This window comes from Cellulophaga sp. L1A9, assembly GCF_009797025.1.
In the GTDB taxonomy this organism is placed as follows: Bacteria; Bacteroidota; Bacteroidia; order Flavobacteriales; family Flavobacteriaceae; genus Cellulophaga.
Map to the genome: position 1 here is coordinate 3,232,822 of NZ_CP047027.1, position 24,025 is coordinate 3,256,846.

Consider the following 24,025-nt stretch of genomic DNA (forward strand, 5'->3'; position numbering starts at 1 on the left):
ATTTAAAAATGAAGAGATTACAAATAGTATTCAATGCGGTGTTTATTTTATTCGGTCTATCCCTAGGGTATGCTCAAACAGCTACAACTGACGAGGCTACGACTGAGAGGGCCGATTTTACCATTGCTTTTGGTTCCTGTAACAAGAGTGCTATTCCAAACTTATTATGGGATGATATCTTAAACACTAATCCTGATGTATGGATATGGGGTGGCGATAATGTTTATGCAGATACCAATGACATGCAAGAGCTTCAGCAGTTTTATGAAAGCCAGGACAGTGTTTTAGGCTATCAGAAATTAAGAACACAAGTTCCTGTGATTGGTACTTGGGATGATCATGATTATGGACTAAACGATGGAGGTGTAGAGTATATCTTTAAAAAAGAAAGTCAGCAAGTATTTCTAGATTTCTTTAAGGTAGCAAAAGATAGCCCGCGTAGAACGCAAGAAGGCGTGTATGCGGCACATACATATGATACGCCTAAAGGAAGTGTAAAAGTATTGGTGTTAGATACGCGTTATTTTAGAACAGCATTAACTAAAGATACGGTTACTAAAAAAAGGACGAAACCAAATAGCTATGGGGAAGGTACTGTTTTAGGGAAAGCACAATGGGCATGGTTGGAGGATGAATTGAATACGAGTACGGCAGATTTTAATATTTTAGTGAGTAGCATACAAGTATTGTCTAATGAGCATGGTTTTGAAACATGGGGTAATTTTCCGCATGAAGTAGACAAATTAGAAAAACTAATTGCCACGTCTAAAGCAGAAGGTGTAGTGGTGTTATCAGGAGACAGGCATATCTCTGAATTTTCAAAAACGACTATTGAGGGGGTAGCATATCCTTTGATAGATTTTACGAGTAGCGGACTTACCCATGTGTATTCTTCGTATTCGGGAGAACCTAATCCGTACCGGGTAGGGGAGGTAGTTTCTGTGGTAAGTTTTGGAACCTTGAGTTTTAATTTTGAAACAGCTACTATTACATTCAAAATGATAGGCGATGAAGGTAAAGTCTTGGGTATCTTAGCACAAGGGTTTAAATAATCGTTAACTTACCTTCGGTTTTGTATTAATTTATTGTAGAATGTATTTAAAATAGTACTTTTGCACAAAATTCAAAGAAAATGACAAATAGAACATTTACAATGCTTAAGCCAGATGCTGTGCAAAACGGACATATTGGTGCTATTCTAGACAAAATTAATGCTGCTGGTTTTAAGATTGTAGCTATGAAATATACGCAATTAAGCAAAAGAGATGCTCAAGCGTTTTACGCTGTTCATAGTGAGCGTCCTTTTTACGGAGAATTGGTAGACTTTATGTCTAGAGGACCAATCGTTGCTGCTATTTTAGAAAAAGATAATGCTGTTGAAGACTTTAGAGCTTTAATTGGTGCAACTAACCCAGCTGAGGCTGCAGATGGTACTATCCGTAAAATGTTTGCTACATCTCTTGGTGAGAATGCAGTACATGGTTCTGATAGTGATGAGAATGCTGCTTTAGAAGGAGCTTTCCATTTTTCTGGAAGAGAGATTTTCTAAGGAAAACAACACAAGATATATGAAAGGCTACTCAGTGATGAGTGGCCTTTTTTTTATTTTAGAACTTCAACAAACTCGCCAATAATTCTCATTTCTTTACTATTGTCTTCATTGATTATTATACTTTTAAAACTATCGTCATACGAGTTAGGTTTCAATATAATTGAATCATGTTGCCAACCTTCATCTGTAATAGTTTTTTTACTTATATATGTTTTAACGGTAAATGCAGAATTAAAATCAGGGTCAAAGGCATCTCTATTTTCTATTAGTAAAATTTTCCCAGTGCGAGAACCTGTTACATTTTTTTTGAATAAGCATATTGAGTTATTTGGAATAATTTTATTCATTGATTTTCCAATTACTTTACAAGCGAAATAATCATCTGATGCATATCTTTGGGGAACAGATGTTAGTTTATATTCTTTTTCATCTTGCATTTCACTAAAGCTACCAGCTGCTGCGTAAAAGTTGTATAGAGGAACTGTAAATTCAGATACTTTTTCTTCTACTTTTGATTTTACTGCGGTTTTAAAATTATTTGGAGCAAGTTTCTCTCTGTTAACGGCTGTTATGTAATTGTATAAGTCGTCTTTTACTGGTTGTTCTAATTGAAACTTAAAGTGGACAACTGGTTTTTGAGAATCAGGCATTTCTGCTTGCTGAATAGAATTCTTTATAATCGATACATCTCCCATGAAATAGAAGTCAGTCCCTTCTGCATCTTCTTTTTTTACGAATAATAATATTCGCTTTGAAGCGACTACATTTTTTATTTCTTGACTTGATAATTTTCTGTTTGACCGGGATTCCCAAGCGAAAACCGATGGGGAAACGAAGTAGTCATTATACTTTATGGTGTCTTCAATATCATCAGATTTATGATAAGTAACAAAACAAGGAGTAATTTCATTTCTTGTTCTGTAACCATAAACAGTACTACTAACATCATTTTCCCAGTTCAATAATCTACAAACATCTTTACGACTATACTTGTTGAAAAGTAATAGTCCATCTCTGTAATTATCTTTGTTGAAATTTTTATTGAAGGTGTGTATTGAGTAAGTTATAGAATCAAGTAAGAACTCACTAAAAGTAGTGTTTGAAAGTAACTTAACAAATTCATCGTGAAATTTGAGTTTGTTACTTTCAATAAAGATGATTTTTTCTTCCTTTCGGATAAAGCTGAAATTGATATTTGAAATACAGGATTTTATAGTTTCAGCACTTGGTTTATATTGATATTTCTCAAATATTAATTCATTTAAATTTGAAATACTTAACTCGTGATTATTTAGTAGTTCCTTTAGGATAATACTTTCTTCAATTCTTTTTGCGTTGTTAATTTCTTTGGAAAAAAGCTCTAATAATTCAGATAGCTTTTTGTCTAAAGATTTATCAAATGTTTTGTCTACTTTGTTGATGAAATTAAAGTACGACTTCGAGTATTCAATGAATGAGAAAGGCTCTCTGGCTTCATTGTTTACAAAGTCCATCATCATGGGAATACGTCCAATCCTACTTTTTAAATTATTGTAATCTATTTTTAAATCAGATAACAGTTGCATTGTCGCTGAATCAATGGAAGCATAGATTCTTTCTTTAGTGATTTCATCAAAATTAATAGTTGATTCTCCTGGAATCATACTACTACCCTCTGAAATTAATTTTCTTATTTTGTCTTTATTAAAGGAGGTGTCCCCATATAAAGCTATTGGAATTAAATAATTATTTTTATAGTTGCCAATAAAATCAATGATTGTTAAATAATATTTGTTGTCTGTCTTTCTTAATCCTCGTCCTAATTGCTGTATGAATATTATTGCAGATTGGGTTGGGCGAATCATTATGACTTGATTGATTTTTGGTATATCAATTCCTTCATTAAAAATGTCAATAGTAAATATGTAATCTAATTTTATTGTTAAATCATCACTTTCTAATAGTTCTATGGCATTTGTTCTTTCCTGTTCTGAACTATCTCCTGTTAAAGCAATTGTTTTGTAGCCTTTTTGATTGAATTTGTCTGATAATTCTTTGGCTTCAATTTTTTTAGAACAAAAAATTAGACCTCTTGTTATTCCATTGTCGGAACCATAAAATTCAATTTTAGAAATAATTTTATTGACTCTTTCGTCTGCTGTTAAAAGTTTGAAATCTGATTCTTTTTCAAGTATTTCATCATTTACTGATAAATCTGTTACACCATAATAATGGAAAGGAATAAGCATATCTTCTTCCATTGCCTTATTTAGTCTAATCTCATAAGCTATATTATGGTCAAACAAACTATAAATGTCTTTATCGTCTGTTCTGTCTGGTGTTGCAGTCATACCAAGAAGAAATCTCGGATTGAAATATTTTATTAATCTAATATATGAATCTGCTCCTGAACGATGAGATTCATCAATAATAATATAATCAAAGAAATCTTTTTTAAATTGTTCTAAATGATTTGATTTTGAAATTGTTTGAACAGTTGAAAATACAAAGTCTTTATCTAGTTCTCTTTGTTTTCCTGAGTATAACCCCATTGTTTTAGACTTACCGAAAATAGTTTTAAAAGTTTCCATTGCTTTTTCAGCAATGTTTAATCGATGTACAACAAATAGCAGTTTTTTAGGATTAAAAGCTTTGGCATCAAAAGCAGCTAAATAGGTTTTACCTGTTCCGGTTGCAGAAATTATAAGCGCTTTATTGCTTTGTTTTCTTAAGTTTTTTAAATTCTCTAATGCTTCAGTTTGCATAGAGTTTGGAATTATTTCTAAATTAAATTCTTTAGATAATTCCTCTTCGCTTTTTTTGTAAACTAGTGATTGCTTTTTGTAAATCTCTTCATATTTTTTGATGTAAGTTTTATTTACAATTTCACCTATTTCAAAATCATCTTGAAATTCGTTAATCACTTTATCTACTAAGGAGCTTGAGTTTCTTGCTGAAACCTTCATATTCCACTCTTTATTTGTAGATAATGCGGCTGAAGTTAAATTGCTACTTCCAATAATTAAGTTGTAGTATTTAGAGTGCTTAAAAATATAACCTTTTGAATGTGAGTCTTCTTTAGTTATTATTTTTAATTCTATATTTTGAAATTGTAAAAGTCTTTTTAATGCTTCGGGTTGTGTGAAGTTTAGATATTGAGAAACAAGAATTTTTCCTTTTATACCTTTTTTCTCAAGAGTTTTAAATGTGTTTATTAAAGTAGCTACACCGCTTGTTGTAATAAAAGCAACAGATATATAAAAGCTTTCGCAGTTTTCTAATTCTTTAATAATAGTAGTTAGAACTTTCTTTCTAGGGATTTTTCGATTGACAAGTAGTTCTGGTTGGTATAAAGCGTCGGATTCTAAGGATTTATCAATGAACCCAGTTAATAGGCTATCTTTAAAATCATCATTAAATATTTTATCCATTCTCAATTAATCTATTAACTATAGGGATATCTGCTGCTGCCCAGTCTAATTTTTTTAAATTTTCTAAAGAGCGCCATTGAGAAGAAATATGTTCATTTAATTGAATTTCACTTTTATCAGAAATACATTTAAAAACATGCATTATTAATTTAAAGTCTGGATATTGATGATTAACTGTTAAATATAATTCACCCATTGAGATTGGTGTGAAGTTTAATTCTTCTTTTAATTCTCTATACAGTGCATTATTTAATGTTTCCCCATTTTCTACTTTGCCTCCAGGGAATTCAAATTTTTTGGAAATATATGCCAATTTGTTTTGAGGCCTTTGAACACATAGAATCTTATCTTCAAAATAGATTATTGCAGCAACAACTTCTATCTCTTTCATTTTTTTAAATTTTTAATCTATCGCAACACTAACTTCTTAACCACTTCTTTTTTCAACTCTTCATTAAGCATGGTGATAATTTTAGATTTCCCTAGGCTTAATTCTGACCGTAGAACTGAAGAAGAGAGCGATACAAACAAGGTGTCTCCTCGTAATTCTATGGCCGTTGTGTAGTTATTAACGCCATTCCCCATAAGATTGGTCCAAGCTGCTCTTACATCAACCCTATCAATGCCTTTTTGGAGCTTGTTGGTGTCAATAAAATCTTGTAAAGCTTCACTTAATGGAATGTTTTCTCTGCGTCTTTTAGCCATTATTTGCTAATGTTTATCGGTTCGTAGCGTTTGTAAAAGTACGTGATATTATCTTCATTAGTGACTGAAAACTGATCTTTAGAAATAGATTTTAAGGTTTCTGTCCATTCACTAATCTCCGTCTTATAGGTTAGTAAATAGGTGTCTTCTTTATTGAAAAGCGTAAAGGTCTCAGCATCATCACTTGTAATATAAGTGCCGCTAAAAGTGGGTTTTACTTTTTTTCTAAATCCTTTTAATCCGTCTAACTGAATGTAATCTATCGTTTCATTTACCGTATACTCTTTCTTTTGCCCGTCAGGAAGCGTTACTTTCTCTATTTCCCAATACCCATTTAAATCACTTAACTGCTCTTCGGTTATTTTTTGAGAGCAGGAGGTTACTATAAATAGGAATAATATGGCGCTTATATTTTTTATCATTGCGTTGCTTTTTCTAGTACTATTTTTTTACGTATTAATCTGTTCTCGATACTATTTTTGTTTCGTTGCCCTGCACAAAAATCACTCGAACTGACAGGATATTTTTATTTTAAACTTGAAATTCCTTCTTGCGCTTGAACTTTTTTATTTGTCAGCTGTTCTCGATACTATTTTTGTTTCGTTGCCCTGCACAAAAATCACTCGAATGGACAGGGTATTTTTATTTTGAACTTGAACTTCCTTCTTGCGCTTGAACTTTTTTATTTGTCAGCTGTTCTCGATACTATTTTTGTTTCGTTGCCCTGCACAAAAATCACTCGAACTGACAGGGTATTTTTATTTTGAATTTCAAGCTTGAACTTTTTGAGTTGCCATCAATTAACTCCCTAACTTAAACATCTTATAAGACTGATGAATGTTTTTAATTACATTTTCCGTTCTATCTGCATGGGTGTCACTAATAAAAAGCTGACCGAAATTTTCATCATTAACTAGACTAATAATATGGCTCACCCTGTTTTCGTCTAACTTATCAAAAATATCATCCAGTAATAAGATAGGAGTAGTGCTAGATTGTTCTTTTATAAAATGAAATTGTGCTAGCTTCAAGGCTATCAAAAATGATTTTTGTTGTCCTTGGCTCCCAAATTTTTTAATAGGATGCTCGCCGAGGTCAAAATTTAAATCGTCTTTATGGATACCGACACTCGTGTATTGTAAAGCCCTGTCTTTCTCTATGTTTTTCTCTAGTAGGTCTAAAAGATTTGAATCTAACAACTTACTGTCATAGACCAAAGAGACTTCTTCATTTCCGCCAGAAATAACTTGATATTGTTCTTTAAAGATAGGAATAAAGGTTTCTAAAAAAGCAACACGCTTGTTAAAAATTACGGTTCCATAGGTCGCTAATTGCTCATTGTAGACACTTAAATTTGTTTTATCAAAAGTGTGGTTTACTGCAAAATATTTTAAAAGTGAATTCCGCTGACTTACAATTTTATTGTATTTAAGTAAAGTTTGCAGGTATTCTTTATCGGACTGAGAAATGACACCGTCTATAAATTTTCTTCTAGTATCACTTCCTTCTGTAATTAAATCTCTATCGGAAGGCGAAATAATAACAAGAGGTAAGAATCCAATATGGTCAGAAAGCTTGTCATATGCTTTGCCATTTTTCTTGATAATCTTCTTCATGCCCTTTTTAAGGCTGCAGACTATTTTTTCCTCTCGGTCTAATTTTTCGAAGTTTCCTTCGATTACAAAGAAATCTTCACCGTGTTTTATGTTTTGAGTGGCTATGGGGTTAAAATAACTTTTGCCGAACGATAAATGATAAATGGCGTCGAGGATATTTGTTTTTCCAATTCCATTCTGACCAACGAAACAGTTGATTTTGCTGTCAAATTCGAAATTTTCGGAACTAAAATTCTTGTAATTTATAAGTGATAATTTCTTCAGAAACATGCTCTGTAACCCTGATTTTTAGATTGAATAGTAGATGAAGGTGCAAATTATCGAAAAATAACGAATAAGAAGCTTCCAATTTTGAATAAAAACTTTATTTTTGCCCGATTATTAAAATTAAATAATGGCTACATACAAGAAGCGCGGATATAAAGCAAAAGAAGTAAATATTGATTCTACAGACGAAGTTGAGTTCAATGAACAAGACAGTACAACGGCTGAGGTTTTTAGTACCTTAGATGAAAGTGCAAATAAAACTGAAGAGTGGGTTTCTAACAATCAGAATTATATTCTTGGCGTTATTGGTGCAATTGCAGTAGGGGTTTTAGGGTATTTAGCCTATGATCAGTTTGTGAAAAAACCTCAAGAGGCAGATGCTGGTAACGAAATGTTCTACGCAATGCAACATTTTAATGAGGCTTTACAAAACCCAGTAGCACAAGATTCATTGTACAACATGGCTTTAGAAGGTGCTAATGGTAAGTATGGCTTAATTGAAGTTATTGAAAACTATGGTGGTACAGAAAGTGCAAACCTAGCTTCTTATGCAGCAGGTATGTCTTACTTAAACACACAAAAATATCAAGAAGCTATAGATTACTTAAGTGATTATACGGCTCATGATGCTATTACAGATGCCATTGCCAAAGGTGGTATTGGCGATGCATTCATGCAATTAAATCAGCCAGAAGATGCTTTAGGGTATTATGAAAAAGCCTTGAGTGCTAATACAAATGAGTATAGTACCCCAATGTTTTTACAAAAAGCAGGTATCGTTGCTTTAGAATTGAATAAAAATGATGCAGCTTTAAAATATTTCGAAAGAATTAAAACTGAATTTGCAAAATCTCCAGAAGCTAGTTTGGTAGATGCTTACATTGCAATGGCTAAAAACAAATAAGTATGGCTACAGCCAATAATAATTTATCGGTTTACGATAAAGCTACAATCCCAAATGCGAAAGGTTTTCGATTTGGGATTGTTGTTTCTGAATGGAACACGAATATTACAGAAGGATTGTTTAACGGTGCTAAAGAAGCTTTATTAGATTGTGGCGCTTTAGAAGAAAATATAATCCGTTGGGATGTTCCTGGTAGTTTTGAGTTAACCTTTGGAAGCAAAAAAATGATTGCAACGCAAAATGTTGATGCAGTGATTGCTATAGGAAGTGTTATTCAAGGCGAAACAAAACATTTTGATTTTGTATGCGAGGCTACAGCACAAGGCATAAAAGATTTGAATATCCTGACGGATACTCCTGTTATTTTTTGTGTATTGACAGATAATAATCTTCAGCAAGCTATTGACCGTAGTGGTGGTATTCACGGTAACAAAGGTACTGAAGGTGCCATTGCAGCAATTAAAATGGCTGCCCTAGGAAAATAGTATTTAAGTATCAAGTCTTAAATATCTAATTTGGATATTGAGGAGTGTGTCTTTAAGTCCTAACAGCAAACGATAGTTTGATTTTTAGATTATAGCTTCACTTTTACAGTCCTAAACTTTGGGTGTTCAATACTTTCTAAACTATGGCTGTGCAGTGAAATACTGCTTGTTGTGCATGTGTAAAGGTGTATTATGCGCTAGTTTCTATGCTGTACCCGTAACTTTTTGATGTGATTGTTAACAATTTTTAGCATTGTAAATCAGGTGAAGTCCTGTATTTGTAGTATTTTTGATGCTGAATCATAACATTCTTATCTTGAGATTAAAAGGATTTAAACTTCGAACAAATACTAGTTTTAAATATGTGCCACGTTACATGGAGAACGATGGTGTGGAGAATCCTTATAAATTTGATTCTAAATTTTCCAAATATAAAGATGCATCCGTAAGTGGCGATTTTCGCGGCAGTTGGGGAGAAGCAAGAAAAGCTGGAAGAACCAAAGGGAATAGAGATATTAACTTTAGGCTAATAGCAATTATTGCTGTCTTGGTTTTTATAGTTTGGTGGTTTTTTGATTTTGACTTATCCCTATTTACTAGATTTTAATGGCTGACATCATTCAACTTTTACCCGACCATGTTGCGAATCAAATTGCTGCTGGCGAGGTTGTGCAACGACCTGCTTCGGTTGTAAAAGAGCTGCTAGAGAATGCCATAGATGCAGGAGCAGACGCTATAAAATTGATTATTAAAGACGGGGGTAAAGCCTTGATCCAAGTAGTAGATAATGGGGTGGGCATGAGTGCTACAGATGCACGTTTGAGTTTTGAGCGCCATGCAACATCAAAAATAAAAAGTGCCGATGATTTATTCTGTCTTCATACAAAAGGATTTAGAGGAGAGGCACTTGCTTCCATTGCTGCTATTGCACATGTAGAGTTGCTTACTAAAACAGCAACAGATGAAATAGGAGTGCAATTAAAGGTAGAAGGCAGTAAAATAAGTTCTCAAGAGCCTACAGTAACACCTAAAGGAACGTCGTTTTGCGTAAAGAATCTATTTTTTAATATTCCCGCCAGGCGTAATTTTTTAAAATCTAATCAAGTAGAGTTTCGGCATATTACGGATGAATTTCATCGTGTAGCCTTAGCACATCCAGATATACAATTTCATTTTTATAACAATGGGAGTGAAATTTTTCATCTTCCTAAATCTAATTACAGACAACGGATTGTCAACGTATTTGGATCTAAAACCAATGAAAAACTTGTACCTGTAGAAGAGGAAACGCAAGTGGTTAAAATTTCTGGATTTATAAGCAAGCCAGAATTTTCTAAGAAGAGTAGAGGAGAGCAGTTTTTCTTTGTGAATAATAGGTTTATCAAGAGCCCATATTTACACCATGCTGTGGTTAGTGCTTTTGAAGGTTTAATAAAATCTGAAAACCATCCGGGATATTTTTTATATCTAGAGGTAGATCCGGCTTCGATAGATATTAATATACACCCTACAAAAACGGAGATAAAGTTTGATGATGAACACACGGTATACGCCTTATTGCGTTCGGCGATTAAACATGCTTTAGGGCAATTTAATGTAGTGCCTGCTTTAGATTTTGAGGCAGACCAAAATTTAGAGACCCCATATAATTATAAAGCAAAGCTTGCGGAAGTGCCAAGAGTATCTGTAGATGCTAGTTTTAATCCGTTTGCAGATGATACTCCTAAAACGGCACATAGAACGCCTAATTACGAGAAGCCTAGTACCAAGGGGTGGGAGAATTTGTATGTTGGTTTGGAGTCTAAAGTAGGTAAAGAAGCAGATTTTAGTAGCGTAAGCTTTGAATCGGAAACAATTACAGGGTCTATTTTTGATACCGGCACAGAAACGATAGATTCCGTGTCTACCACATTTCAATTAAAACGTAAGTACATCGTTACTACGATTAAGTCTGGAATGATTATTATAGACCAGAGTAGAGCGCACCAACGCGTATTGTATGAAAATTTCTTAAAAAATATCACGATTAAAGAAGGGGTGAGTCAGCAATTACTTTTTCCTTTGCAATTAAATTTTTCTACAACAGAGGTAAACATCATCAAGGAGATAATAGATAGCTTAATAAATTTAGGTTTTGCCTTTGATGCCATAGAAGAAGGAAATGTTTTAATTTCTGGCGTACCTTTATTGGTACCAGAAAGTGAAGTAGGAATGGTGTTAGATCAACTTATTTCTGACTATCAAATGGATACCCCAGAAGATAGTTTTTCACAATCCGATATAGTGGCTAAAACCTTAAGTAAAACCTTAGCAGTAAAAACAGGAGAACAATTAGATAGTGAATCGCAATTGGCCTTAGTTAACAATTTATTTGCGTGTAAGGAATTTAAGATTAGTCCGTTTAATAAACCAATATATATTACCCTTACCGGTGAAGATATAGATAAAAAATTCTTTTAAATGATTAGAATTACAGACACTGTAAAGCATTTAATTATCATAAATGTATTGTTCTTTGTGGCTACTTTAATGGTAGGAGATCAAATGTATCAATGGTTTGCTTTGTGGTTTCCAAAGAATGAGAACTTTCAAATTTGGCAATTAGTTACTCATATGTTTATGCATGGAGGTGTGTCGCATATTCTTTTTAATATGTTTGGACTTTGGATGTTTGGCTCCCCAGTTGAGGAGTATTTGGGAAAGAAGCAATTTCTGTTCTTGTATTTTTCTGCAGGATTAGGAGCGGTACTTTTTCAGTTGGGTTTTTATTATTATGAATACTTACCTGCTTATTCAGATTTAATTAGTTCTGGACTTTCAGGAGATCAAATTGTACAAATGCTGAGTTCTAATCAGCTTTTAGAAACAGTAAGTGATGCACAACGCCTTAAGTTGCAAGAGATGTTTCCTGTGTACAATTCCTCTATGGTAGGTGCTTCTGGTTGTATTATGGGTGTTTTGGCTGCCTTTGGGGTAATGAAGCCAAATGCTGAATTAATGTTGATATTTTTACCCATTCCTATAAAAGCGAAATATTTTATTCCTGGAATTATTTTATTAGATCTTTTCTCTGCACTTTCAGGAAAATCTTATTTTAGTCCTAGTAATACTGCATTTATGGCCCACGTTGGAGGAGCTATATTTGGTTTTATTATGATGTGGTATTGGAAGAAAAATTCATTTAATAAGAATCGTTGGGACTAATATGGCAGTAAATTTAAAGTATCAGTTTGCACGATTAAATATTGCAGAAAAGCTTATAGTGGTGAACGTGCTAATATTCATCATTACGCGTTTGGTTGCTGTTCTTTTTAGGATAGATGTAGATGCTATTGTGCATTGGTTTGAACTCCCTAAAGATTTTGGTACTTTTATAATGCAGCCGTGGTCTATTGTTACCTATGCCTTTTTTCATGGTGATTTTGGTCATATTTTTTGGAATATGATCATGCTGTATTTTACAGGAAGAATATTTATGAACCTTTTTGGGGAACGTAAATTTGTAAATGTATATTTCTTAGGAGCTATATTTGGGGGGCTATTATTTATCGTAAGCTACAATATATTCCCAGCGCTAATAGGTTTAAATAATTCTTTAATTGGTGCATCTGCTGCAGTAATGGCAGTGCTAATTTTTGTGTGTACTTATACGCCAAACCAAGAAGTGAGAGTCATATTTTTTAATGTAAAACTTTGGCACGTAGGCGTTGTCTTTGTGCTGATAGATTTGTTTTTTATTGGAGGAGGAGTGAATATAGGCGGACGATTGTCGCACCTTGGTGGTGCTTTTTTGGGGTATTTTTATGCAAGCCAATTAACACAAGGGCGCGATATTGGATCAGGATTTTCTAATTTATTAGACCGCATTCAAAACTTATTTAAAAAAGAAAAGAAAGCGCCATTAAAAACAGTATACCGGAAACCTAGTAGTACGACTGTACATAAAAATGCAGCATCAGATAAAGAAAAACACCAACGGCAAATAGATATTATTTTAGATAAGATTAGTAAATCTGGCTACGAGAGTCTTTCTAAAGCAGAAAAAGACTTCTTATTCAAAGCAGGTAAAGAATAACTAGGTGCGGATACAAACTTTTTTTAGCAAGATTTTTTTTGGACTTAATATTCTTCTGGGAATACTACTTCTGCTGTCTTGTTTAGTACCTTATATTTCTTTAGAAACAGTTCCTTTTGTTGCCTTTTTTAGTCTTACCATTCCCATCTTGGTATTGTCAAATTTATTGTTTTTACTATTTTACGTATTTGGAAGAAACAAAAGAGCGTTTTTTTCTTTTTTTGTTTTATTGATTAGTTATGTGTCTTTGAGTTCATTCTTTAAACTGCGTTTTTCTAGTGATACGGATACCGCTGCAGATATATCAATCATGACGTTTAACGTTCGTAGTTTTAATAGAAATATGAATATTAAAAATACGGCAGTTTTTGAAGAAACTTTAGATTTAATAACGACAGAGCGTCCAGATGTAATTTGTTTTCAAGAGTTTTATTATAAAAAGCTGAAGGATTTTAAGAATTACAAATACAACTACCTAGAGTATATCAATAATCCGGGTAAAGTTAAATTGGGCTTCTATTCTAAGTACCCCATCATTAATAAAGGTTTGATAAATTTTCCCGAAAGTCCTAATAATGCTGCTTTCGTGGATATCGTGGTGAAAAATGATACTGTACGGATTTATAATCTTCATTTAGAGTCGTTACGTGTAATTCCTGATAAGGATATTATAGCGCAAGAAGAGTCTATGAAATTATATAAAAGACTTGCCAATTCTTTTAAAAAACAACAACAGCAAGCAGAAATAATTAAGAAGCATAAAGAAGATTCTCCTTATAAAGTTATAATCTGTGGCGATTTCAATGGTACACAATATTCTAATGTATATAAAACCATTAGAGGCGATATGCAGGATACTTTTCAAGAAAAAGGGTCTGGATACGGGAGAACCTACAATTTTAAATACTACCCTGTTCGTATAGATTTTATTCTGTTGGATGATAGTTTTGAAGTGCTATCCCATAAAAATTACAATGTAAAACTATCAGATCATTTTCCGGTCATGACCTCATTCAACTTCTAACTGCATTAAATAGCAATCTGTTGCGTCTGCGACCATGTGTAGCAATAATGCAATCCCAAAAATTCTCGTCTTTCTAAAAAATAACAAGCCAAAATAAATAACAATAGCCCAATATTGGTGAAAGAAATGAAAGTTGATGCTACACCTGTTGGGATCAAAAATACGTGCAGCAAAAAGATGGTCTACGTCAATTATAATAGCTGCTAAAAGTATAATAATGGCCCTAGCTCTAGTTTCTCTTTTAAAAAATAGGATGCCTATTAGAATGGGGACTACAAAATGAATTCCGTAATGGGCTATAAACCTAAGCATCTAAAAAATCAAGTGGCATTTGCTCTAGATAGCTTAGGGCATTGGTACCTTCATTAAAGAGTAAGTCTAGGATGCTTAAATTATCAATAAAGCCATTTCGGTCTCCAAATACTTGAACATAAGGTTCTTGAGGAATGTTTACTTGTTTTTTGGCATCTATGAGGTAGCGGCCATCATGACTGTCATCTTCTGGAGTCTTGTGAAAGATTTTTGTTTTAATTGCTGGCATGTCTAGTTGTAAACATTCACAAGCAATTTCTATCGTTCTAAGATTAAATTCTAGTAGTGAGTCAAAAGTTTTAGTATATAATTCAGATATTTCATCTTCATAGAACTCAAAGAACGGAGATGTTCTATAAGCGGTTTGTAGGGTTCGCCAGTGCTGACGTTGCCATGCATACTTATTGTCAATTAAAACCTCTGCATACGCGTTTGCCCCTTTATTCTTTCCGTTGTGTTTGATAGGAATACTTAAAGTATGAAAGCCACGATCATTCGCAATATTACAACGGTTTCTGAAACTTTGCTTTTGATAATTCCCAGATACTTCCCAAATAATATCTTTTTGGGCGATTACTGCAAAATTGGTCAGGTTCAGAAAATAACCTGGATGCATTAAAACTTTCATAAGTGTGTATTATTCTTTTTTAGCCTTTTTCTTTTTTCTGAAATAATCAAATCCGAAATAAGCAACTAAAAGGATTAAGAAATATTTGAAATAGGAGGTAGGTTCACCATCGCCGCTAACGGTAGTAAATACTCGTTCCCAACGAATATTCCAATTTTTAAACCCTTCTGTAAAATGGTCAATACTCATCCAGATAAAAATAGGCGTACCTACAATATGATCTTCAGGTACGTAGCCCCAAATTCTACTGTCTTCAGATCGATGTCTGTTGTCTCCCATCATCCAATAATACCCTTGGCTAAAAGTGTACTGATCTGTTTTAACACCATCAATCAGGATCTGATTTCCAGAAACGGAAAGGGTATGATGTTCGTAATCACGGATAATTTTTTTATAATACGGTAAATTTTCAAGAGTCAGTTTTAATGTTTGCCCTTTTTCAGGAAGGTAAACAGGACCAAAATTATCAACTGTGCCTTCTAAGTTTTTGTTCTGAGGGAAAACCCCCATGTTCTTATTGTGTTCGCTAAAGCGTTTTACTTCAATGATGCCTGCTTTGCCTACTAAAGCTGCTGCTTCAGCATCCGTCATATTAAACAACGCCATATTTTTTACATTCTCAGCTTTCAAGAACGAAGCGACATTGTTGGCAGAAAAGCGACCAGTATAGTAATTGTAGGTAGCATCAGACTTTATAAGTTCTAGAGTTGTTCTAGTCTTTAAGATTTCTCTTGCTTTATCTTGCAACAAGACTTCTTTAGGGATTTTGATGACGCCATCAACGTAATTTTGCATCCCACCCGCTAAATTAATTATAGTCTTGTCTATATCTTTATCAGCAATTACCGTATGGTAAAATTGTGGTTTTGCTCTATCTGATAAGACGAGTTTTTCACCATTGATATATACATCTCCATTGATAACAGAAAGCGAATCTCCAGGAGTACCTACACAGCGCTTTACATAATTAGATTTTTTATCTACGGGCTTTATAACCCCTTTAGCTTTTTTAAAAAATTGATACACCGTATCTGCAGGCCAACTAAAAACTACAATATCATTCTTTTTCACCTTCTTAAACCCAGGTAATCTAAAATAGGGCAATTGAGGTTTTGTTAAATATGATTTTACGCCCAACACAGGAAGTGTATCATGTACCATTGGAGCGGCCACTGTGGTCATGGGTGTTCTTGCGCCGTAATGAAATTTACTTACAAATAAGAAATCACCCACCAATAACGTTTTTTCTAAAGAAGCTGTTGGGATAACATAAGGTTGTACAAAATAAGTGTGTACAATACTAGCGGCTACCACAGCAAAAACGATTGAACTTACCCATTCTCCAGCTACCGTTTTTGGTTGTAAACTTCTATCTTCAATATACGTTACATCAAGTGCGTAATTGACATAGTAAGTATAAAAACCTAAAGTTAATAAGACCAACCAAGTGTCTAATAAAGTGTTTTTTCCGAAACTACGGATAGTCTCTACCCAAATTACAGGGAACATTAAAAGATTAATAATAGGAATAAATAATAAAATTACCCACCATTTAGGACGGTTGATAATTTTCATTAATATGATTGCGTTATATACAGGTATTGCTGCTTCCCAACCTTTTCTTCCGGCTTTAATATATAATTTCCAAGTACCTAAAAAATGAATTACTTGAATAACTAGTATGAATATTAACCACTGTGTTCCGTTCATTATATGTTTTTAATTAATGCTGTATTTTATTTTAATCGATGTGTAACACGTCTTTCATAGAGAAAACTCCGTGCTTACCAATAATCCATTCTGCTGCAGTTAATGCGCCTAATGCAAAACCTTCTCTATTGTGTGCGGTGTGTTTAATTTCAATACTGTCTACGTGACTTTCGTAGGTGACACTGTGTGTCCCTGGAACGCTAGCTTCTCTAATTGCTATTATAGGCAAGACATGTTCTTTAGTCGCATCTAATTCCCAACTGGTATATGAGGTGTTTTTAATAATGCTTTCTGCTAATGTAATTGCGGTACCACTCGGAGCATCTAGTTTTTGTGTATGATGTATTTCTTCCAAAGAAACATGATAGTCTCTTAAGTTTGCCATCATCTTGGCTAAATAGTCGTTGAGTTCAAAAAATAAATTTACCCCTAAGCTAAAGTTTGAGGCGTATATAAAGGCACCATTATTCTCATTACACAAACCAACTGCATCATCATAGCGGTCTAACCAACCTGTGGTACCACTAATAATAGGTGTTTTGTTTTCTAAGCACCTTTTTATATTATTAAATGCAGCTGAAGGTTGACTAAAATCAATCGCGACATCAAAAGTAGAAAAATCAATTTCTGTATCATCAATGTCTATTTTTGCTACTATGGTATGGTTCTTTTTTAAAGCTAAGGCTTCAATCATTTTCCCCATTTTTCCATAACCGAATAGTGCAATCCTCATGATCTTTAAAATTTTATTGTGAGTGCCATACCATAATTTGGTTGGGCAGTAATTTCGTTGTAGTCTAAGTAAGGCTGAAAATCTACGCTTAAATTATCATCAACATTAAACTGTTTTAAGTGCGAATCTACATTGGCATCAATGATATTAAGTACGTACATGCCAATAGTTACTAGTAACATTAAATCGCGATCTCTTTGGTAATTTTCTTGAGCATCTTGTAATGCATCTGTAGAAAATTCTGGTTCTGTAAGTTCGGTGTCGCTAAAAGGTGCTAAATCGTAAAATTCATCATCGGTGAAGCCCGCCAACCTCCGTTTGTAAGCCGTTCTAAAACGCTTGTATTGTGTGTTATTAAAGTCATAGGAGTAAATTGTTACTCCTAACACAGCATATACAATTGGTACTTTCCAATATCTTTTATTATACACCTGTCCAAGTCCAGGAATAATGGCAGAATAAAACGCAGCCTTAGCTGGAGATAATGGATTTATCTCAACTCGTTTTTCAAAAACAGAGTCTTGCACTACAATACCCTGACTTTTTAAATCAGTTTGAATGCTGTCTAATTGTGTATCTTCTTTTTGGGTAGTTTTTTCCTCTTCTTGTGCGAATGTCGCAAAAGTAAAGCCTACAAAAATCAGTAGTAAAAATATGTTCCTATTCACCAAGAATTAATTTTTTAATACGCTCAAAATCCGCCTTAGAATTAAAAGGGATTGTTAATTTTCCTTTTCCTTTATCAGTAGCTTTAGCCTCTACTTTTACAGATAAGTATGAATTGAAATCATTCAAACTATTTTCAATAAAACCAGGGGTTTTAGTTATTTTAGGGGTGGTATCTTTTTGGTTGGCACTAGGATTTTGGTATTCTTTTACTGCTTTTTCGGTATCTCGAACAGATAAATTATTGCTTATAATTTTTTCATACAAAGCAAGTTGATCATCTTTTTCATCAATATTTACTAGCGCTCTACCGTGCCCCATACTCAAAAAACCATCTCTAATTCCGGTTTGAATGATAGGATCTAAACGTAGTAAGCGTAAATAATTGGTAATGGTAGACCGTTTTTTACCAACACGCTCACTCATTTTTTCTTGCGTTAATTGAATTTCATCAATAAGACGTTGGTAGGATAATGCAATTTCAATAGGATCTAAATCTTGCCTTTGAATATTCTCTACCAAAGCCATTTCTAACGATTCTTGATCGTTAGCAATCCGGATATACGCAGGAATAGTTTCTAAACCTATTAATTTAGACGCTCTAAATCTTCGTTCCCCAGATACTAATTGGTATTTGTTGAATTCTAATTTACGTACTGTAATTGGCTGAATAACGCCCAATTCTCGAATAGATGAAGCTAATTCATGCAAAGCCTCATCGTTAAAATTAGAACGTGGCTGAAAAGGGTTTACCTCAATGGCCACTAAATCTAACTCTACAATATTACCAACAACTTTATCTGCATTTTTGTCTGATGCAGATTTAATATCATTTTCAGGGTCTTTTAATAACGCAGATAGACCTCTACCTAATACTTGTTTTTGGGTTGCTTTCGCCATTATTATACTTTTTCCTTATTTTTATTCAGTACCTCTTGTGCTAAGCTTAAATAATTTACAGCTCCTTTACTTGAGGCATCATATTTTATAATACTTTCTCCGTAACTCGGAGCTTCACTTAATCGAACATTACGTTGGATGATGGTATCAAAAACCATTTCGCTAAAATGCTTTCGAACCTCTTCTACAACTTGATTAGACAAGCGTAAACGAGAATCATACATTGTTAATAACATCCCTTCAATATCCAGATCTGGATTGTGAATACGTTGTATACTTTTAATAGTATTCAATAGTTTACCAAGACCTTCTAATGCAAAATATTCACATTGGATAGGAATGATTACAGAATCGGCAGCCGTTAAGGCGTTTAGTGTAAGTAACCCTAAAGAAGGAGCACAATCAATTAAGATGTAATCATATTTTTCTTTAAGTGATAAAATACTTTTTTTCATCATGTATTCCCGTTGTTCCTTATCTACGAGTTCAATTTCAATCGCAACTAGGTCAATGTGCGCTGGAATTAAATCTACATTAGGAGAAGTGGTTTCAATGATGATTTCTTCTGCTGTCTTTGTATGCTCTAATAATTGGTAAGTACCTATTTCGATACTGTCAACATCAATACCTAAACCAGATGTTGCATTTGCTTGGGGATCAGCATCTATTAAAAGTACTTTTTTTTCTAGCACGCCTAGGGCTGCGGCAAGATTTACGGTTGTAGTGGTTTTGCCTACACCACCTTTTTGATTTGCTATGGCTATTATTTTGCCCATAATATAAAGTAAGTTAGGGGCTAAAATACGATTATTTACAATGCTAAAAAATGTATTTTGTTAACAGTTCGTGAATAAACGTGGCTAATTGCGTTAAAAAAAGTTAATATTTTTAGTGTGAACGATACAATATCTTAGAATTTAATAAATAAAATAATGTATTCAACTGATAATCAGGTGCTTTTGAAATAAATATAACGATGGATGTGTAATTCTTGATCTCTTTATTTATAAGAGGGTAAGTTTATTTAATTGGTGCTTTTGGTGTTTTCTTTATAACCAAATTTTCTGTTTTTGACTTTAAGCCTTGTATTGCAAAAACTATAGTGGTTTAAAATTTTAAAAATAGATTATCTCTTTTTTGATCATAGCCTTGTTTTTACTCAAAAAAACTAAATAATATTTTAAGGCTTTGGAATAATATTTAATCAATCAAGATCTCTAAAATCTCTATTGCGGCATCACTTATTTTAGTTCCTGGACCATAAATAGCAACAGCACCTGCATCATATAAAAATTGGTAATCTTGTTTAGGTATTACACCACCAACAACTACCATAATATCTTCACGGCCGTATTTTTTTAATTCTTCTAATACTTGAGGAACAAGGGTCTTATGTCCGGCAGCTAAAGAAGATACTCCTAAAATATGTACATCATTCTCTACCGCTTGTTTTGCAGCTTCTGCTGGGGTTTGAAATAGTGGACCAATATCTACATCAAAACCAAGGTCTGCATAACTGGTTGCAACTACTTTTGCTCCACGATCGTGGCCATCTTGTCCCATTTTTGCAACCATTATACGTGGTCTTCTACCGTCTTGTTTTGCAAAAACATCAGCAAGTTCCCTAGCTTTTTTAAAGCTTTCATTATTTTGAATTTCTTTAGAATACACGCCTGTAAATGTTTTAATAACTGCTTTATGTCTATTGTAAACGGCTTCTAAGGCATCACTAATTTCGCCTAATGTGGCGCGTTCCCTAGCAGCTTCTACTGCTAAAGCTAATAAATTTTTATCAGGTTCAGAATTTTGTCCTTTACCATCTGCTTTTGCTACGGCGGCATTGGTTAACCTTAAGAGAGCAGATGTTACAGCAGCTTCATTACGGTCTTCTCTTATTTGTGCCAAACGCTCGAGTTGCTGTCTACGTACTTCTTGGTTATCAACTTCTAAAATATGAAGTGGATCTTCTTTTTCTAAGCGGTAACTATTTACACCAACTATTTTATCTCTATTGCTATCTATTCTAGCTTGTTTTTTAGCCGCAGCTTCTTCAATACGCATTTTCGGAATTCCGGCTTCAATAGCCTTAGTCATTCCACCTAATTCCTCAACTTCTTCTAAAAGTGCCCAAGCTTTTTCTGCAATCTCTTGGGTTAAGCTTTCTACATAATAACTGCCAGCCCAAGGATCTACCGTTTTAGTAACTTTGGTTTCTTCTTGGATATATAACTGTGTATTTCTCGCTATTCTTGCCGAGAAATCTGTAGGTAACGCTATGGCCTCATCAAGGGCATTAGTGTGCAAACTTTGTGTGCCTCCTAAAACGGCAGCCATAGCTTCAATAGTAGTTCTGGCAACGTTATTAAAGGGGTCTTGTTCTGTTAGGCTCCAACCACTGGTTTGGCAATGGGTACGAAGTGCCAATGATTTATCGGTTTTAGGATCAAATTGTTTTACCAATTTCGCCCAAAGCATTCTTCCTGCTCTTAGTTTAGCGATTTCCATAAAATGATTCATGCCAATTCCCCAAAAGAAAGACAGTCGTGGGGCAAATTCATCTATTTTAAGGCCAGATTTTAATCCGGTTCTTATATATTCTAAGCCGTCTGCTAAAGTGTACGCCAACTCTATATCTGCAGTAGCACCAGCTTCTTGCATGTGGTAGCCAGAAATACTAATGCTATTAAATTTTGGCATTTTCTGACTCGTATATTCAAAAATATCTGCAATAATTTGCATGGAGGGCGTGGGAGGGTAGATGTACGTGTTACGTACCATAAACTCCTTTAAGATATCATTTTGAATGGTTCCGGATAATTCTTCTAAAGAAACACCTTGCTCTTGTGCCGCAACAATATAGAAGGCTAGAATAGGCAAAACAGCACCATTCATGGTCATAGAAACAGACATTTTATCTAACGGAATCCCATCAAATAAAATTTTCATGTCTTCTACGGAATCAATAGCAACACCTGCTTTTCCAACATCACCAACCACCCGTTCATGATCACTATCATAGCCTCTGTGGGTAGGCAAATCAAAAGCTACAGAAAGCCCTTTTTGGCCTGCTTCTAAATTTCGTCTGTAAAATGCATTACTTTCTTCTGCTGTAGAAAACCCTGCATATTGCCTAATTGTCCAAGGTCTTAAAACGTACATTGTAGAATAAGGACCTCTTAAATAAGGTGGAATACCTGCTGCAAAATTTAAATGTTCTACATTTTTGAGATTGTCTTTTGAGTAGGATGATTGTATATCAATTTCTTCTGCTGTTTCAAATGCACTCGGTGGAGTAGTTGTTTCCTGTAGAGAAGAAGTGTCTAGCGTGATATGTTGAAGGTCTTTTCTATTCATTTTCCAACCTTTTTTGTTCTAATTCTTCAGATAACCTTCGTTCTAAAATAGGTTCTATACTACTTTTTCGAGGTTTATTTTTCATGAAAGGAAATAATTCTAAATCACCTTTCATTTTATCTAAGCTAGATTGGTATTTGTTGGTTCCTACAAGAATTAATTTCTTGCTGTCAAATAAATCTTGCTCTTTCTGTGCACTTTCTTTAATTTTTTTCTGAATGGTATTCGCTTTCAACTGACTTAAGAATCCGCCTGCTTTTTCTAGCTCTTTAAATAGATCTAAGGCTTTTTCAGCGAGTTGTTTCGTTAAGCTTTCTATGTAGTAAGAACCGTCTGCAGGATTACTAGTCTTATCAAAGTAACTTTCTTCTTTAAGAACGATTAATTGATTGCGAGCAATACGTTCAGCAAAGTCATTGGTTTTATGATAAATAGCATCATAAGGTGCATTACACACTGCATCGGCACTGCCTAATATGGCCGACATGCATTCGGTGGTACTGCGGAGCATATTAGAATTATAATCGTAAATGGTTTTATTTCTTTTGGTGGTAACGGCTAAAATATGACAATTTTCAGGAGCGCCATACGCAGCTGCTACCGTTTTGTAGAGTAAACGTAAGGCTCTGATTTTTGCGATTTCAAAAAAATAATTACTACCTACAGCTATTTTAAAATTGACACTAAAATCGGAAATCTTAGTTTCAGGGATTCTATTTAGGTATTCATTAGCGTGCGCTAGGGTATAAGCTAATTGCTGCACAAGATTTGCTCCTGCATTTTGGTAATGGCTAACATCAAGTGTAATTGCATTTGTGGTAGCTGCAATGGCATCAAACTGTATAAAATCTTCTTCAGAATTTGTATACCAATTGCCAGATTTTGTGAGGTGATGAATACTATCAAAATTAAAATAAAATTCAGAATCTGCAGCGTTTAGCAGCTCGTTTGCTTTTGTAATGTAGGATGCTGATAGAAATTGAAAATCGAAATAAAGAACGGTATTTTTTAAATCGATGTCTTTAAGAAGTTTTGCGAATACAATTTCTTCATTCGGAATGGTAAATAAAATACTTTCTGCTCCTTTTTCTAGCGCTTTAAGTGCTTTTTTATTTGCTATCTCTTCATTACCGGCATAAATTGCTTGCGTAATTTGCCATGGTTTTAAGGGTTTCGAGATGGCATTTTCAATAAATTTATCTTCAGAATTATAGAACGGCTTCACCTTTATACCCTCTAGAGATTCCCAAACTAAACTTTCGTTATAATCTTTACCTTTTAAATCAAATTGAATTTTTTGCTTCCACTGTTGGGTAGAAACATCGGTAAATTCATTAAAAAGTTTGGTATTACTCATCTTGATCAGTTTTTAGGCTATCCTGATATTCTATTAAATAGATTTCTTCGTTCTTTCTTTTTAGATAGTATTCTTCTCTTGCGAATTTTTTGAGTTCGTCTGTATCAGATAGTTTTTCTATAATTATTTTATCTTTTACAATTTCATTTTGTAAATACTCTTTGGTTTTCTCTAGCTTATTATTTTCTTTTTTAAGCTCAAGATGTATCAAAAAGGAATTCGTATCAAAAAAAAGCATCCAAATAAAAAATACCGTTAGCACCAATACATACATATTGGTGGCTATAGAAAACCACTTTTTCTGTTTTAACTCCTTAATTTTCATCG

The 24,025-nt window shown here is 33.8% G+C and carries 24 protein-coding genes; 9 read left to right on the top strand and 15 right to left on the bottom strand.

Annotated features, from left to right (window positions below; all coding sequences use genetic code 11):
* Positions 1–8 precede the first annotated feature (8 nt).
* Both GQR94_RS14165 and GQR94_RS14170 read left to right on the top strand, forming a co-directional pair.
* Entirely contained in the window at positions 9–1,052 is a 1,044-nt protein-coding gene (locus tag GQR94_RS14165) for an alkaline phosphatase D family protein (RefSeq protein WP_158976154.1), read from the top strand.
* An 80-nt stretch (positions 1,053–1,132) separates the two neighbouring features.
* Complete coding sequence (locus GQR94_RS14170; protein WP_158976156.1) at positions 1,133–1,549, top strand: nucleoside-diphosphate kinase; 417 nt, start codon at positions 1,133–1,135, stop codon at positions 1,547–1,549.
* A gap of 53 nt (positions 1,550–1,602) precedes the next feature.
* Here the strand turns inward: GQR94_RS14170 and GQR94_RS14175 are convergent, their stop codons facing one another.
* The 5 genes from GQR94_RS14175 to GQR94_RS14195 all read right to left on the bottom strand — a co-directional run bounded on the left by GQR94_RS14175 (position 1,603) and on the right by GQR94_RS14195 (position 7,553).
* Entirely contained in the window at positions 1,603–4,962 is a 3,360-nt protein-coding gene (locus tag GQR94_RS14175) for a DUF3427 domain-containing protein (RefSeq protein WP_158976158.1), read from the bottom strand.
* Positions 4,955–5,353: a (deoxy)nucleoside triphosphate pyrophosphohydrolase gene (locus GQR94_RS14180; RefSeq protein ID WP_158976160.1), complete on the bottom strand. Its 399-nt coding sequence runs from the start codon at positions 5,351–5,353 to the stop codon at positions 4,955–4,957. Before GQR94_RS14180 ends, GQR94_RS14175 begins: the two co-directional genes overlap by 8 nt.
* A gap of 17 nt (positions 5,354–5,370) precedes the next feature.
* Positions 5,371–5,667: a DciA family protein gene (locus tag GQR94_RS14185; RefSeq protein ID WP_158976162.1), complete on the bottom strand. Its 297-nt coding sequence runs from the start codon at positions 5,665–5,667 to the stop codon at positions 5,371–5,373.
* Positions 5,667–6,089: a hypothetical protein gene (locus GQR94_RS14190; RefSeq protein WP_158976164.1), complete on the bottom strand. Its 423-nt coding sequence runs from the start codon at positions 6,087–6,089 to the stop codon at positions 5,667–5,669. Before GQR94_RS14190 ends, GQR94_RS14185 begins: the two co-directional genes overlap by 1 nt.
* 378 nt (positions 6,090–6,467) lie before the next feature.
* Positions 6,468–7,553 carry a DNA replication/repair protein RecF gene (locus GQR94_RS14195; protein WP_158976166.1) on the bottom strand — a complete coding sequence of 362 codons (1,086 nt, stop codon included), beginning with the start codon at positions 7,551–7,553 and terminating at the stop codon, positions 6,468–6,470.
* A gap of 124 nt (positions 7,554–7,677) precedes the next feature.
* Between GQR94_RS14195 and GQR94_RS14200 the strand changes: the two genes are divergently transcribed.
* The 7 genes from GQR94_RS14200 (at position 7,678) to GQR94_RS14230 (ending at position 14,038) form a co-directional block, all read left to right on the top strand.
* Positions 7,678–8,454, top strand: coding sequence for a tetratricopeptide repeat protein (locus GQR94_RS14200; RefSeq protein ID WP_158976168.1), 777 nt, complete (start codon positions 7,678–7,680; stop codon positions 8,452–8,454).
* A 2-nt stretch (positions 8,455–8,456) separates the two neighbouring features.
* Positions 8,457–8,939 carry a 6,7-dimethyl-8-ribityllumazine synthase gene (gene ribH, locus GQR94_RS14205; protein WP_158976170.1) on the top strand — a complete coding sequence of 161 codons (483 nt, stop codon included), beginning with the start codon at positions 8,457–8,459 and terminating at the stop codon, positions 8,937–8,939.
* Positions 8,940–9,255: 316 nt separating this feature from the next.
* Positions 9,256–9,546, top strand: a complete 291-nt coding sequence (locus GQR94_RS14210) for a hypothetical protein (protein ID WP_013551519.1) — start codon at positions 9,256–9,258, stop codon at positions 9,544–9,546.
* A complete protein-coding gene (gene mutL, locus GQR94_RS14215) occupies positions 9,546–11,399 on the top strand; it encodes a DNA mismatch repair endonuclease MutL (protein WP_158976174.1) in 1,854 nt (617 codons plus the stop codon). Before GQR94_RS14210 ends, mutL begins: the two co-directional genes overlap by 1 nt.
* Positions 11,400–12,143: a rhomboid family intramembrane serine protease gene (locus tag GQR94_RS14220; RefSeq protein WP_158976176.1), complete on the top strand. Its 744-nt coding sequence runs from the start codon at positions 11,400–11,402 to the stop codon at positions 12,141–12,143. It abuts the gene before it with no gap.
* A 1-nt stretch (position 12,144) separates the two neighbouring features.
* Positions 12,145–13,014 carry a rhomboid family intramembrane serine protease gene (locus GQR94_RS14225; protein WP_158976178.1) on the top strand — a complete coding sequence of 290 codons (870 nt, stop codon included), beginning with the start codon at positions 12,145–12,147 and terminating at the stop codon, positions 13,012–13,014.
* A 247-nt stretch (positions 13,015–13,261) separates the two neighbouring features.
* Positions 13,262–14,038, top strand: a complete 777-nt coding sequence (locus GQR94_RS14230; protein ID WP_233268322.1) for an endonuclease/exonuclease/phosphatase family protein — start codon at positions 13,262–13,264, stop codon at positions 14,036–14,038.
* Here GQR94_RS14230 and GQR94_RS14235 read toward each other — a convergent pair.
* From GQR94_RS14235 to GQR94_RS14280, 10 genes are all read right to left on the bottom strand, one after another.
* Entirely contained in the window at positions 14,024–14,350 is a 327-nt protein-coding gene (locus tag GQR94_RS14235; RefSeq protein ID WP_158976182.1) for a DUF6122 family protein, read from the bottom strand. The two genes, GQR94_RS14230 and GQR94_RS14235, sit on opposite strands and share 15 nt — an antisense overlap.
* Entirely contained in the window at positions 14,343–14,978 is a 636-nt protein-coding gene (locus GQR94_RS14240; RefSeq protein WP_158976184.1) for a WbqC family protein, read from the bottom strand. The genes GQR94_RS14235 and GQR94_RS14240 overlap by 8 nt, the downstream gene beginning before the upstream one ends.
* A gap of 9 nt (positions 14,979–14,987) precedes the next feature.
* Entirely contained in the window at positions 14,988–16,688 is a 1,701-nt protein-coding gene (gene lepB, locus GQR94_RS14245; protein WP_158976186.1) for a signal peptidase I, read from the bottom strand.
* A gap of 31 nt (positions 16,689–16,719) precedes the next feature.
* The gene (gene dapB, locus GQR94_RS14250; RefSeq protein ID WP_158976188.1) at positions 16,720–17,421 is read right to left on the bottom strand and encodes a 4-hydroxy-tetrahydrodipicolinate reductase; all 702 of its coding nucleotides are present in this window, start codon (positions 17,419–17,421) and stop codon (positions 16,720–16,722) included.
* Positions 17,422–17,426: 5 nt separating this feature from the next.
* Complete coding sequence (locus GQR94_RS14255) at positions 17,427–18,092, bottom strand: DUF5683 domain-containing protein (RefSeq protein WP_158976190.1); 666 nt, start codon at positions 18,090–18,092, stop codon at positions 17,427–17,429.
* Positions 18,082–18,987 carry a ParB/RepB/Spo0J family partition protein gene (locus tag GQR94_RS14260; RefSeq protein WP_158976192.1) on the bottom strand — a complete coding sequence of 302 codons (906 nt, stop codon included), beginning with the start codon at positions 18,985–18,987 and terminating at the stop codon, positions 18,082–18,084. Before GQR94_RS14260 ends, GQR94_RS14255 begins: the two co-directional genes overlap by 11 nt.
* A gap of 2 nt (positions 18,988–18,989) precedes the next feature.
* Positions 18,990–19,763: a ParA family protein gene (locus GQR94_RS14265; protein ID WP_158976194.1), complete on the bottom strand. Its 774-nt coding sequence runs from the start codon at positions 19,761–19,763 to the stop codon at positions 18,990–18,992.
* A 424-nt stretch (positions 19,764–20,187) separates the two neighbouring features.
* Positions 20,188–22,341: a methylmalonyl-CoA mutase gene (gene scpA, locus GQR94_RS14270; protein ID WP_158976196.1), complete on the bottom strand. Its 2,154-nt coding sequence runs from the start codon at positions 22,339–22,341 to the stop codon at positions 20,188–20,190.
* Positions 22,334–23,698: a methylmalonyl-CoA mutase subunit beta gene (locus tag GQR94_RS14275; protein ID WP_158976198.1), complete on the bottom strand. Its 1,365-nt coding sequence runs from the start codon at positions 23,696–23,698 to the stop codon at positions 22,334–22,336. Before GQR94_RS14275 ends, scpA begins: the two co-directional genes overlap by 8 nt.
* Positions 23,691–24,023: a septum formation initiator family protein gene (locus GQR94_RS14280; RefSeq protein WP_158976200.1), complete on the bottom strand. Its 333-nt coding sequence runs from the start codon at positions 24,021–24,023 to the stop codon at positions 23,691–23,693. The genes GQR94_RS14275 and GQR94_RS14280 overlap by 8 nt, the downstream gene beginning before the upstream one ends.
* Between the last annotated feature and the right edge of the window lie 2 nt (positions 24,024–24,025).

Bases quoted from the DNA above. Each gene is read 5' to 3' on its own strand.
- GQR94_RS14165 (WP_158976154.1), top strand. From the start codon at position 9: ATGAAGAGATTACAAATAGTATTCAATGCGGTGTTTATTTTATTCGGT.
- GQR94_RS14170 (WP_158976156.1), top strand. From the start codon at position 1,133: ATGACAAATAGAACATTTACAATGCTTAAGCCAGATGCTGTGCAAAAC.
- GQR94_RS14175 (WP_158976158.1), bottom strand. From the start codon at position 4,962: ATGGATAAAATATTTAATGATGATTTTAAAGATAGCCTATTAACTGGG.
- GQR94_RS14180 (WP_158976160.1), bottom strand. From the start codon at position 5,353: ATGAAAGAGATAGAAGTTGTTGCTGCAATAATCTATTTTGAAGATAAG.
- GQR94_RS14185 (WP_158976162.1), bottom strand. From the start codon at position 5,667: ATGGCTAAAAGACGCAGAGAAAACATTCCATTAAGTGAAGCTTTACAA.
- GQR94_RS14190 (WP_158976164.1), bottom strand. From the start codon at position 6,089: ATGATAAAAAATATAAGCGCCATATTATTCCTATTTATAGTAACCTCC.
- GQR94_RS14195 (WP_158976166.1), bottom strand. From the start codon at position 7,553: ATGTTTCTGAAGAAATTATCACTTATAAATTACAAGAATTTTAGTTCC.
- GQR94_RS14200 (WP_158976168.1), top strand. From the start codon at position 7,678: ATGGCTACATACAAGAAGCGCGGATATAAAGCAAAAGAAGTAAATATT.
- ribH (WP_158976170.1), top strand. From the start codon at position 8,457: ATGGCTACAGCCAATAATAATTTATCGGTTTACGATAAAGCTACAATC.
- mutL (WP_158976174.1), top strand. From the start codon at position 9,546: ATGGCTGACATCATTCAACTTTTACCCGACCATGTTGCGAATCAAATT.
- GQR94_RS14220 (WP_158976176.1), top strand. From the start codon at position 11,400: ATGATTAGAATTACAGACACTGTAAAGCATTTAATTATCATAAATGTA.
- GQR94_RS14225 (WP_158976178.1), top strand. From the start codon at position 12,145: ATGGCAGTAAATTTAAAGTATCAGTTTGCACGATTAAATATTGCAGAA.
- GQR94_RS14235 (WP_158976182.1), bottom strand. From the start codon at position 14,350: ATGCTTAGGTTTATAGCCCATTACGGAATTCATTTTGTAGTCCCCATT.
- GQR94_RS14240 (WP_158976184.1), bottom strand. From the start codon at position 14,978: ATGAAAGTTTTAATGCATCCAGGTTATTTTCTGAACCTGACCAATTTT.
- lepB (WP_158976186.1), bottom strand. From the start codon at position 16,688: ATGAACGGAACACAGTGGTTAATATTCATACTAGTTATTCAAGTAATT.
- dapB (WP_158976188.1), bottom strand. From the start codon at position 17,421: ATGAGGATTGCACTATTCGGTTATGGAAAAATGGGGAAAATGATTGAA.
- GQR94_RS14260 (WP_158976192.1), bottom strand. From the start codon at position 18,987: ATGGCGAAAGCAACCCAAAAACAAGTATTAGGTAGAGGTCTATCTGCG.
- GQR94_RS14265 (WP_158976194.1), bottom strand. From the start codon at position 19,763: ATGGGCAAAATAATAGCCATAGCAAATCAAAAAGGTGGTGTAGGCAAA.
- scpA (WP_158976196.1), bottom strand. From the start codon at position 22,341: ATGAATAGAAAAGACCTTCAACATATCACGCTAGACACTTCTTCTCTA.
- GQR94_RS14275 (WP_158976198.1), bottom strand. From the start codon at position 23,698: ATGAGTAATACCAAACTTTTTAATGAATTTACCGATGTTTCTACCCAA.
- GQR94_RS14280 (WP_158976200.1), bottom strand. From the start codon at position 24,023: ATGAAAATTAAGGAGTTAAAACAGAAAAAGTGGTTTTCTATAGCCACC.